9 protein-coding genes are annotated in these 12,018 nt (G+C 43.2%); 3 read left to right on the forward strand and 6 right to left on the reverse strand.

The features are described from left to right. Nucleotides 1-70 precede the first annotated feature (70 nt). The 4 genes from NZ848_RS09400 to NZ848_RS09415 form a co-directional block, all read right to left on the reverse strand. On the reverse strand, nucleotides 71-1,135 hold the full coding sequence (locus NZ848_RS09400; protein WP_259015280.1) for a hypothetical protein: 1,065 nt from the start codon (nucleotides 1,133-1,135) through the stop codon (nucleotides 71-73). 122 nt (nucleotides 1,136-1,257) lie between these two features. Beyond that, nucleotides 1,258-2,415 carry an MFS transporter gene (locus NZ848_RS09405; protein ID WP_259015281.1) on the reverse strand — a complete coding sequence of 386 codons (1,158 nt, stop codon included), beginning with the start codon at nucleotides 2,413-2,415 and terminating at the stop codon, nucleotides 1,258-1,260. 79 nt (nucleotides 2,416-2,494) lie between these two features. After that, complete coding sequence (locus NZ848_RS09410; RefSeq protein ID WP_259015282.1) at nucleotides 2,495-2,884, reverse strand: VOC family protein; 390 nt, start codon at nucleotides 2,882-2,884, stop codon at nucleotides 2,495-2,497. Continuing rightward, entirely contained in the window at nucleotides 2,881-3,543 is a 663-nt protein-coding gene (locus tag NZ848_RS09415; RefSeq protein WP_259015283.1) for an HAD family hydrolase, read from the reverse strand. The genes NZ848_RS09410 and NZ848_RS09415 overlap by 4 nt, the downstream gene beginning before the upstream one ends. A 313-nt stretch (nucleotides 3,544-3,856) precedes the next feature. Between NZ848_RS09415 and uvrA the strand changes: the two genes are divergently transcribed. Next, a complete protein-coding gene (uvrA, locus tag NZ848_RS09420; RefSeq protein ID WP_259015284.1) occupies nucleotides 3,857-6,745 on the forward strand; it encodes an excinuclease ABC subunit UvrA in 2,889 nt (962 codons plus the stop codon). Between the two features lie 20 nt (nucleotides 6,746-6,765). Here the strand turns inward: uvrA and NZ848_RS09425 are convergent, their stop codons facing one another. Next, nucleotides 6,766-7,233, reverse strand: coding sequence for a MarR family winged helix-turn-helix transcriptional regulator (locus NZ848_RS09425; RefSeq protein WP_101724478.1), 468 nt, complete (start codon nucleotides 7,231-7,233; stop codon nucleotides 6,766-6,768). A 248-nt stretch (nucleotides 7,234-7,481) separates the two neighbouring features. After that, the gene (locus NZ848_RS09430; RefSeq protein WP_101724479.1) at nucleotides 7,482-8,552 is read right to left on the reverse strand and encodes a branched-chain amino acid aminotransferase; all 1,071 of its coding nucleotides are present in this window, start codon (nucleotides 8,550-8,552) and stop codon (nucleotides 7,482-7,484) included. Between the two features lie 488 nt (nucleotides 8,553-9,040). Between NZ848_RS09430 and NZ848_RS09435 the strand changes: the two genes are divergently transcribed. Then, entirely contained in the window at nucleotides 9,041-9,775 is a 735-nt protein-coding gene (locus tag NZ848_RS09435) for a metallophosphoesterase family protein (protein ID WP_259015285.1), read from the forward strand. A gap of 248 nt (nucleotides 9,776-10,023) precedes the next feature. Next, nucleotides 10,024-11,823, forward strand: coding sequence for an acyl-CoA dehydrogenase family protein (locus NZ848_RS09440; protein WP_259015286.1), 1,800 nt, complete (start codon nucleotides 10,024-10,026; stop codon nucleotides 11,821-11,823). Nucleotides 11,824-12,018: the final 195 nt, after the last annotated feature.

The raw sequence follows: 12,018 nt of genomic DNA on the forward strand, positions 1-12,018 counted from the left end.
TGAATAATTTCAAAAACAAAAAAGCTGCCCAGAACAGGCAGCTTTTTCAATATCAATACTTAACCGGTTGTTACTTGTTTAATATCATTTTCTGATACAAAGGCTTTTTTGAGTCTCCACGCACTACTCTCACTGTCAGCTCAGTTGCAGGCAGGTGTTCAGGCAATACATACGCTTTACGTAAGTCTTTTACGGTTCCTGTTTTTTGCAGCACCCTGGTGCCATCCTGGTTGACGACATCAACTGTTATCAGTTCAGTTTCATTCATTCCTGATAATTTCAGGAAAAACTCACCGTCAGTAGGGTTCGGATACACCCCGATAGCCGGTTGGATATTACGACTTTTAGCTCTGGTGAAAAGCGTACCACTGGCGAGGTCAGTGGTTGCAGAGAGACTGGCATCTTCACTAAATGACCAGGTGCCTTTATCAAGAAACGCTATTCCGTCTAAATCAGAACCATTGGCTAAAGATATTTTTGCTGAACCTCTGCCCGATTCAGATTTCAGTGTCCAGTATTCATTCTGGTTGATAGCGTCAACATTTTCTGAAACCTTCTCAGAAATAGTCAAGGGGCTTCTGTAAAGGTACGATGCCGTTAAGGTCTGATTGCTATGATTACCCGCTACCCTGAAAGAGCGATAATTGCTGCCGTCTCCCAGCGGAAATTCAAAAGATTCACTACCTTCTTTACTGATTACACCTTTGATATGAGAAAAATCCGAGGCTCCGTCATATCTGCTGCCAGCACTGAATATCAGCGGACTCTGCAAAGAAGATTCAATCACCCCTCTACGGAAAGACAACGCACCGTCAACCCGCAAGGGGGCTTCCAGCTTTAAATCGTTATCGAGCAATAACTGCCCGAAAGACACTTCTTTAGGACTTCTCAGAACCTGCATACTGTTACCGTCGAAAACAACTGTTCCGTTCGATTTCAGCAAACTCAGGTTATCAAAATTCTTCTGAAAATGTATCTTACCGTTGTTAGTGATTTTCCCGTCGTTTACTACATCAGTATTAAAGCTCACAACGGCACCTTCGCTCACAAAGAGTTCAGCACCATTATTATACACTTGCGCCTGTATTTGCGTAGCCATCAGGCATACGCCAAAAGAGTAGATAATTTTCTTCATAACAACACCCTTTTAATTTTACACGCTAAATGTAAATAATATTCATTAGAAGAAAAAGAATTTAATGCAAATTCTATTAATTGGTTTAAAAAATAAAGGCTGGCAGTATCCTGAAAAACAAATCAGTAAAGCTTTACTTTATTAACCAGCAATACCCACACCAAAGCCAGAGAGGCAATCAGAGCAAAAGCAAAAGGCAGGCTTATGCTTTCAGAAACAAAGCCTATCAGAACCGGCCCGGCCAGAAATCCGGCCATGCTAAAGGTATTCATGGTTGCCAAACCCGCACCTTTGGCCATGCCGGGTACCCTTGCCGAGCTGCCGTAAAGAATAGGCGCCCCGCATGAAACCCCTGCCCCCACTAAGGCAAAACCTAAAATGGCCGTGGCTGTGTAGGGCAACAGAATAGATATAATAATACCGGCGGCAGCAATAATACCACCTATTTTAAGCACCTGATTTCCGCCATAACGCGGAATAAGGGCATCGCCGGCAAAACGACCCAGTGACATACAAAGTGAGTATCCGGCCAGCCCCCAGCCAATAAAGTAATCTTGTGTTTGTACTACATCGCGCATATAAACGGCTGTCCAGTCGGCCATGGTACCTTCGGTAATATTGGTACACAGGCTTATCAGTATCATCAATAGTAAGGCGCCTTTCGGAAAAACAAATTTTGCGCCTTCGCCAGCTTGTATCTTTTCTTCATGAATACTCATAACCGTGGGCCGGATAAAAAATGCAAGACCTATAAAGCAGACGGTTATCAGCCACATATGGTAAGTTGGGGGTATTTTCATACCCTGTGTAAAACTTGCTAGAATAGAGCCCAGCATTAGCCCGGCACTAAACATACCATGGCAGGTAGACATGATGTTGATGCTATATTGATGCTCGAGACTGGTAACACAGGTGTTCATGGCCACATTGGTGGTAGAAATGCTGATACCCACCAGAAACAAACTAAAGGCTACCAGCGGCAGGTAGTTCATGGTTACAGGCATGGCATACACCACCGACATAAAAATCAGACCGGCAATGGTGGTGTTTCTCATACCAAAACGGTTAATGAGAATCGTAGTAAAGGGGTTCATACCTGCGGCACCCAGAGGCATAAAAAGCAGCAGTAAGCCCAGTTGGGCATCATCTAATGCATATTTTTGCTTTACAAACGGAATAAGCGTAGCCCAACTGCCAAACAACATACCCATGGCTGTAAAAACCATGGCAACAGCCAGACTCTGGCGATGAAAGAAAAATGTTGATAAATGCTTAAACATAAAATAAGAGAGCCAACAGGATGTATTTTAAACAATACCGACCTGATGGCTGATAATACAATTCAATTACAAAATATTTTTATGCCGTAATTTCTATACGGTTCTTTTCAGGGTCCAGAATCACACTTTCATAGTAGCCGTCGCCTGTCCATCGGGGTTCTCCAACAACCTCAAAACCAGCTTTTCTGAATAGCTCCGTCATTTCATCAACTTTTGCTTTGCTCCCTACCGAAAAAGCCAGGTGCGTAAGACCCATAAACTGTTTATGGCCATTATTTGTGGTATCGGTTATACCGGGCATCTGCATCAGCTCAAGCCTTGCGCCTGAATCAAAAGCAATAAAGTATGACTCATAGTTTTTCTTCTCATTTCTATACTTCTCATTGGCTACCCCACCGAAATAAGTAACGTAAAACTCGCGCATCAAATCCAGGTTTCTTACCCAAACAGCCCCGTGCTCAATTGTCATAGCTCAAAAAATGATTTAATATGCTGGTAAGTCAGCCCTCTGTAATCTGCAATGTAGTGGGTGCAAACCGGTAATTCTTCCTTTTTAGAGGTTGTTAAAACCCCAATAACTTTGGCACCGGCAGCTTTACCGGCCGTAACGCCTGAATGCGAATCTTCAAAAACAAGACAGTTTTCAGGCAGTATACCCAGATTAGCCGCCGATTTTATATAAACCTCAGGGTGGGGCTTATGATGGGTTACATCTGCACTAGATAACAGCGACTGCATTTTATCTGCCAATGGCAGTTTGTTTAAAATCATTTCAAGGTTCTCGACAGGCGCAGAGGTGGCAATACCCGTTTTGATGCCATTGGCTTTAAGGTCGTCAATAAAATCCAGAAGGCCCTCAATAGCAACTACTTCTGGTTCATAGAGTTGTCTGAACAGCGCCTCCTTCTCAAACTCCATCAGGTTAAACTCGTCGCCAGTTACCTCTCTTTTAAGAAAGTATTTCAGAATATAGCTGTTGCTTTTGCCATACATGTGGGCTATAAATTCTTCTTCTGTGGCCTCAATATCATATTTTTTCAAGAATGCCTTCCAGGCCAGCGAATGGTGAGGGTTGGTGTGGCAAATAACCCCGTCCATATCAAAAATTACTGCAAATGGTGTTTCCAATAGTAGATATCTGATTTTTAACGCAAAATTACGGCTTTTGCATGGCGTTTACCAGTTATTTATTTGCTAATTCTGATGCCTGATTGACCAGCCGGCCATCAACAAAAAGAATACCGTCAAAGCAAGCCCTGAAACATATTTAAAAGCCTGATTTCAAGAAATTGACGGGCCAAATTATTAGTATTGCAGAAAAGAACTATCTCTTTAATTATTTGGTTACATGATTTGAGACTTTTCTCTCTTAATGAAAGATTTACCAATTCCAACAATATAAATACCCGAATCTGTACGAAGGACACCGGGCTTTTTCTGCATGGACAATTCTGCGCTTAATTTAATAAAATACCCCGATGTTGATGCCCTTGACCCTAAGCAATTCATCATCATTAAAGGAGCCAAAGTAAATAATTTAAAAAATATTGATGTTGCCATTCCGCGCAACAAACTGGTGGTGGTAACGGGGCTTTCAGGCAGTGGAAAATCGTCTCTGGCGTTTGATACCCTCTTTGCCGAAGGCCAGCGTATGTATGTAGAGAGTCTCAGCTCTTATGCACGCCAGTTTCTGGGCCGTATGGAAAAACCCGAGGTAGAGTACATCAAAGGTGTTTCGCCGGCTATTGCCATAGAACAGAAGGTAGCCACCAAAAACCCGCGCTCTACTGTGGGTACTACCACCGAAATCTACGACTACCTGAAGCTCTTGTTTGCCCGCATTGGCATTACCTATTCGCCGGTTTCAGGCAAAGAGGTAAAAAAAGATACGGTAACTGATGTTGTGAATTTTATTCTGTCAAAAGAAGAAAGAACCAGAGTAATGGTACTGACCCCGCTGAAAATAAAAGACAACCGGAATGTAAAAAAAGAACTTGACCTGCTGCTTCAGAAAGGATACACCCGTGTGCTGGTTGACGGAGAAATAAAACAGATTGAAGAAATAGTTGAAGGAACCGAGATAATAGACGAAAAACAGCATAACATTGAAATTCTGATAGACCGGAACGTGGTAAAATATGATGAAGATACGCAGTTCCGTTTCTCAGATTCTATACAAACTGCTTTTTTTGAAGGAGAAGGCGAATGTATTGTCGATGTAATTGGCCAGGGGAAACAGACTTTCTCTGACAGGTTTGAGTTAGATGGCATAGCCTTTGAAGAACCAAGCGTTAATCTATTTACTTTTAATAATCCGTATGGCGCCTGTAAGCGCTGCGAGGGATTCGGGAAAATTCTGGGTTTAGACCCTGACCTGGTGATTCCGGATAAAAATCTTTCGGTATTTGAAGGAGCCATTGCTCCCTGGAGGACCGAACGCATGAGCGAGTGGGTAGCGCCTTTACTCAAAAATGGCATCCGTTTCGACTTCCCCATTCACAGGGCTTATAAAGACCTTACCCAGGAGCAAAAAGACCTGCTCTGGACAGGTAATTCTTATTTTGAAGGCCTGGATGCATTCTTTCGGGATATAGAAAGCCAGGTACACAAGGTTCAGTACCGGGTAATGCTTTCACGCTATCGGGGGCGTACCGATTGCCCTGAATGCCGGGGCTCGCGACTGCGTAAAGATGCAGCTTATGTAAAAGTAGGTGGCGCTTCTATTACCGACCTTGTACTGATGCCGATATCAGATGTATCACAATTCTTTAATAATCTTGAGCTGCCTGATTATCAGCAAGGCATAGCCAAAAGAATACTGATTGAAATTAACAGCCGTCTGGATTTTATGGAACGGGTTGGTTTAGGATACCTGACACTCAACCGATTAACCTCCAGTCTGTCAGGCGGCGAGTTTCAACGTATTAAACTGGCCACCTCTCTGGGTAGTGCTCTGGTTGGTTCAATGTACATTTTAGATGAGCCAAGCATCGGCCTGCACCCGAGAGATACGCGCCGTTTGGTAAGTGTGCTGGAATCATTAAGAGATTTAGGTAACACCGTAGTTGTGGTAGAGCATGAGGAAGAGGTAATGCTGGCAGCTGATGAGATAATTGACATTGGCCCCGAAGCAGGAACCCTGGGCGGTAACCTGATGTTTCAGGGGAATTGGGAAGATATTATGCGGTTGAAAACAACCCCACCCCTAACCCTCCGCGACGGCGGCCGCCCCAACAGTGGGGAGGGAGCCGTAAGTCACACCATCCGCTTCCTGACAGGTGAAGACCATGTGCCTGTGCCACAGAAAAGAAGAAAGCCAGCCGACTTTATTGAACTAAAAGGTGCCAGAGAGAATAATTTAAAAGAGGTAGATGTAAAATTTCCGCTAGGTACACTTACCGTGGTAACGGGTGTGAGTGGTTCGGGAAAATCTACACTGGTTCGCAAAATTCTTTTCCCGGCCATTGCCAGGCTAAAAGGAGAATACAGCGAAGAAGCCGGAAAATACAGCGAGTTGATTGGCTCTCTCGACAGAATTACGCAGATTGAAATGGTTGACCAGAACCCAATCGGTAAATCGTCGCGTTCTAACCCTGTTACCTATATTAAGGCCTACGATGCTATCAGGCAGTTGATGTCAGACCAGCCCCTGTCTAAAGCCCGCGACTACAAACCGGCTTTCTTCTCATTCAACGTTGATGGCGGCCGTTGTGAGGCATGCCAGGGAGAAGGAGAACAAACCATAGAGATGCAGTTTATGGCTGATGTACGCCTGAAATGCGAAAGTTGCGGTGGCAAGCGCTTCAAACAGGAGATTCTGGAAGTGAAATATAAAGATAAAGACATTGCCGATATACTGGCCATGACGGTGGATGAGGCTCTTGAGTTTTTCAGGGAAAGTGACCCGAAACTGGCCGAGAAACTACAGCCTTTGCAGGATGTGGGCTTGGGTTACATTGGTTTGGGGCAGTCGTCAAGCACTTTGTCGGGTGGTGAGGCACAAAGGGTTAAACTGGCATTCTTCTTAAGCAAAGGCAATGCCGATAAAGGTAAAACCTTGTTTGTGTTTGATGAACCAACAACCGGGCTACATTTTCATGACATCAAGAAGCTGCTGAAAGCCATTAATGCCTTGGTTGACCAGGGAGACTCGGTTATTATTATTGAACACAACATGGAAATCATTAAGTCGGCCGACTGGATAATTGACTTAGGCCCTGAAGGCGGAGAAAAAGGTGGTTACCTGACTTTTGAAGGCACCCCAGAAGATATGGTAAAGCTGGAAAATAACTATACAGCTGAGTTCCTGAAAGATAAGATAGAGGTCTGAACTAAGTTCAGACCTCTATCTTAATGCATTATTTCAAATATAATATTGTCTTTTACCTTGCTGTTTTCTTCATCAACCAAAGCATTAATATCTTTAATTACCTCAAAAAAAACAGCCAGTTTTTCAGCAGGGATAGTCTCCTGAATCTTCTTGTTGAAGATAATCACTCCTTCGCGGGCAAAATTCCTCTTTTTCTTCCCTTCTTCTGTCAGGTACACCTTTACAAATCGCTTGTCGTCGGCATCTGTTTCTCTGTAGATCCAGCCTTTTTCTTCAAGGGTTTTCAGCATGCGCGTCAGACTTCTGGGCTCCATCCCTATCGACGGCCCAATTTTAGTTGCCGGCGTACCTTTCTCTGAATCAATATTAAGCAAGACATACCCAATGGCCATGGTAATATCATATTGCCCTGCATAAGTATTATACATACGCGAAATGGCATGCCAGGCCCATTTAATGTAAAAATCAATAGTCTTTTCCTTCCTCATTGGTGTTTTTTGCTTCGGGTAACCACAAATGTAGAAAAAAATCAGTATGCAGGCATACTGTTCGGAAAATTATTTTGAGAAACAGAAACCTTCTTCTTTTTTAATTGATATACAATATTTCTAAAATGTAAATTTTGTTTTCTTTCGTGCCTGCATTCTTCATAAATACCTACGTATCTTTGAGTTATGAAAAAAAAAGCGACCGGTTGCCCGGTCGCCCATATCATACATTAAGTAATTTGCTATAATCAACCATTTACTTTCCAAACCCAGCCAAAAGTATCTTCTACTTTACCTGTGCGTAAATCATTCAAAGCATTTTTCAGTTTAGAAGAAACCGACGATTCGGTTATGGCAGGTAAATCGTAATCTTCACCATTGTAGCCAATAGCTGCAAACGGAGAAACCACAACTGCTGTACCGGCGCCAAAAACTTCGGTTACCTTACCGCTTTTTATACCGGAAATCACCTCATCTACAGATACCTTTCTTTCTTCAACTTCAATATTCATCGATTTCGCCAATTGCAACAGCGAATCGCGGGTGATACCTTTCAGAATTGTGCTGCTTACGGCAGGGGTTACCAGTTTGCCATCAATCACAAACATCACGTTCATCGTGCCTGACTCCTCAAAATACTTGTGTTCAATGGCATCTGTCCATAACAATTGGGTATAGCCTTGCTCCTGCGCCAACTTGGCCGGATACAAAGAGGCTGCGTAGTTACCTGCACATTTGGCATAACCCACACCACCCGGAGCGGCACGGATAAACTCGGTCTCTACTTTCACTTTTGGCGGTGTAGAGTAGTATTTACCGGCAGGGCTCATAATAATCATGAACCGGTAGCTCTGAGAAGGGCGAACACCCAGGTAAACATCACTAGAGAACATAAACGGACGTAGGTACAAAGAGTTATCTTCACCTTTAGGAACCCAGGCCGCATCTAAACGCAACAACTCTTCCAACCCGCCTACAAATATATCTTCAGGTACCTGAGCCATGCACATACGTTCTGCCGAAATATTGAAACGTTTCCAGTTTTCCTGCGGACGGAACATCAAAACTTCGTCATTATCATTCTTGAAAGCCTTCATACCTTCAAAAATGGCTTGTCCGTAATGCAGCACTGCAAGCGCCGGATTATAGCTGATATCGCCATAAGGTAAAATTTTTGGTGTCTGCCACGCGCCGTTTATATAGTCGGCTACGAGCATGTGGTCTGTAAAGAGTGAGCCAAACTGAATATTATTGGGGTCAAGCTGATGTATCCTGCTTTCAGCTACTGTGGTCACGTCGAAGTTTAATGTCTCTGTCATGGTAAACCTTTTTTAATAACTCAAATAAAATTTCTTTTGCGAAGCAACAAAGAATATACCACATTGTCAAGGAAAAATGCAAAAATAGTTGTTAAGACAAGTTTTCTTTTCCAGATACCCCTTTAAGTAGTTTTGTCTGATAATAAAAACTCATATTCTGGCGCAATTAAAAGCTGCCGGCAAAGCTTTAAAGCTATACGTACTACCCATACAACCGGCATATACGCACAGCTGAAAAAATGAGGGATCTTCATTAAAACCATTCTTACAAAACGTACACTCTTAAACCCGGGCAAATGGCAAAACAGGTGGTAATAAAAGGCATTAAATGTCATAAGTTTACCAGGGATTTTGCCTGTTATGCTTTTTTCAGTTTTCTTTGCCAACTGCCCTGATATGAACTAATTCAAGTGTCTGACTGAAACAATCTTTTAATTGAATGGTTCTTAATTGTTAAACGGGTGCAACCTTTCTGCAGATTGAGTACTATGAAACCACGTACACTAGTTGTTGGCGATATACATGGCGGGCTGAAAGCATTAAAGCAGGTGATGGAACGTGCCGCTGTGAGTAAAGATGATACCCTCGTATTTCTGGGTGACTATGTAGATGGCTGGAGCGAGTCGGCACAGGTGATACAGTTTCTGATAGAGCTTAACGAAACCCGGAATTGCGTTTTTGTGAAGGGGAATCATGATGTTTGGTGCGAAGAGTGGCTGCGCGAAAAAGAATGGGATAAAGTTTGGGGCTTTCACGGTGGTTTTCTGACAGTGAAAAGCTATGAATCAATAAATGATGCAGAACGGCTGGAACATCTGAATTTTTTTGAACGCATGAAGATGTATCATATCGACGAAAACAACCGCCTATTTATACACGCCGGGTTTACTTCTATGCACGGGCCGATGCAGGAGTTCCACCCATCTAATTTTAACTGGGACAGAACCCTTTGGGAAATGGCGCTGACGATGGATAAGCACATCAGGAGAGATTCAAAACTGTTTCCAAAAAGGCTTTTGATATTTGATGAAATATACATTGGGCATACCCCTACCCTGAACTATGACACAACCGTACCTATGAACGGCTGCAATGTTTGGAACATAGACACCGGGGCGGCGTTCTGGGGTAGCCTTAGTATATTAGATGCCGACACCAAGCAATTCTGGCAAAGTGACCCCCTGCCCCAATTATACCCCAACGAAAAAGGAAGGAACAGATAATAACTTTACTGGCACACTACTGATTTGCCTGTAGACCTGTTCTGCTCCTACAAAAGCAACAAATACACTGCCCGGTAAAACATCGGCCCTCTATACCTCTTTTAGCAGTAACAAAACCTTAACGGGACCGGTTAAAAAAAACTAATAGTATGCTTGCATAATATTTTCAAAAAATATTATCTTTGTAACAGTATGCGCGCATAACAATGGCCTGCATTTTCAAAAGACGAATTTCAACTCATAATACTATGTTAGCAACTGAAAATAAAGCATCAATTAAAGGAGGAGAATTCCTGATAAAAGATGTGGAAGCACATCAGATTTTTATTCCGGAAGAGTTTTCAGAAGAACAAAAATTGATTGCCGACACCTGTCGCGATTTCTTGCGTACAGAAATCCACCCACGGCTGAACGAAATTGACAATGCCAAGTCGCCGGAGCTTATGTCATCTCTCATGACCAAAGCGGGTGAATTGGGTTTGTTGGGTACTGCCGTGCCGGAAGAATACGGCGGGTTTGGCATGAGTTTTAATACCTCAATGCTGGTAGCAGAAGCACTGGGGCAAGGCCACTCGTTTTCAGTTGCGCAGTCGGCCCATACAGGTATTGGTACCTTACCTATAGTATATTACGGAAACGAAGAACAAAAAGCTAAATATCTCCCGTTACTAGCTACAGGCGAATGGAAAGCCGCTTATTGCTTAACAGAGCCGGATTCAGGGTCTGATGCCAACTCTGGCAAAACCAAAGCAGCTTTGTCGGCAGATGGCAAACACTATATCATTAACGGACAAAAGATGTGGATAACCAACGGCGGTTTCGCCGATTTATTCATTGTCTTTGCCAAAATTGATGATGACAAAAACCTGACGGCATTCATTATTGAGAAATCGTTCGGTGGTATTACCATGAACGAACCAGAGCACAAGCTGGGCATTAAAGGCTCAGACACCCGCCAGATTTTCTTTAACGATTGCCATGTACCTGTTGAAAACATGTTGTCGTCTCGCGGTAATGGTTTCAAAATAGCAGTAAACATACTCAACGTTGGGCGTATTAAACTGGGCATAGCCGTAATAGGCGGGTCTAAAGGCTCTCTTGGCCATGCTATTAACTACGCCAACGAGCGCAAGCAATTTGGTGTTTCTATTGCCACATTTGGCGCTATTAAATATAAACTGGCCGAAATGGCTACACGCATTTTTGCCTCGGAGTCTGCCAACTACAGAGCCGGACAAAACATTGACGACTCCATAGAAGACCTGAAAGCCCAGGGCTTAACAGATGCCGAAGCCAAGCTGAAAGCACTGGAGCAGTTCTCTATTGAGTGTGCTATTATGAAAGTGCACAGCTCTGAAGTGCTGGATTATACCGTTGACGAAAGCCTGCAGGTGTATGGCGGTATGGGTTATTCGGCCGATGCACCTATGGAGCGAGCTTACAGAGATGCGCGTATCAACCGGATTTTTGAAGGCACCAACGAAATCAACCGTATGTTGATTATTGACATGCTTTTGAAACGTGCGTTGAAAGGCGAGATAGACCTGATGACCCCCGCAATGGCCGTTGCCAAAGAAATTATGTCTGTGCCTGATTTTGGTGGCGCCGACGACGAAAGCGTATTTGCCGTTGAAAAGAAAGTGTTGAAAAACCTGAAAAAAGCAGCGCTGATGGTAGCAGGTGCAGCCGTGCAAAAATTCATGATGTCGTTGTCTGAAGAACAGGAAATACTAATGAACCTGGCAGATATGGCCATTGAAATTTATGTGGCTGAGTCAATATTGTTAAGAGTTGAGAAATTGATTGGCGTTAAAGGAGAAGCTAACGTGGCACTGCAAAAAGATATGGCTCTTATTTATCTGCACGAAGCCGTAAACAAAGTAAACATTGCAGGCAAAGAAGCCATTGCGTCTTTTGCTGAAGCCGATGAGCTGCGAGTAATGCTGATGGGTCTGAAACGATTTACCAAGATTGAACCATTTAACCTCAAAGCTGCGCGCCGCAGAGTGGCCGAAGCCATGATTGAGGAGAATAAATATATTTTTTAAAGCTCAAATAATCAATAACTAAGAACCAACAAACCGTCTTCCGCTTGGAGGACGGTTTTTTATTTGCCACTATGTCCCGTCCTGAAATAGCGATACACAAAAAAAGTATCAAAAATGGAAGGACAAAACAGTTATGTCAAACGTACCCAAAAAGACTATTCATTATCTTTTAAGTTACAGATAGTTCAGGAAATT

This window comes from Emticicia fluvialis (assembly GCF_024793945.1).
Lineage (GTDB): Bacteria > Bacteroidota > Bacteroidia > Cytophagales > Spirosomataceae > Emticicia > Emticicia fluvialis.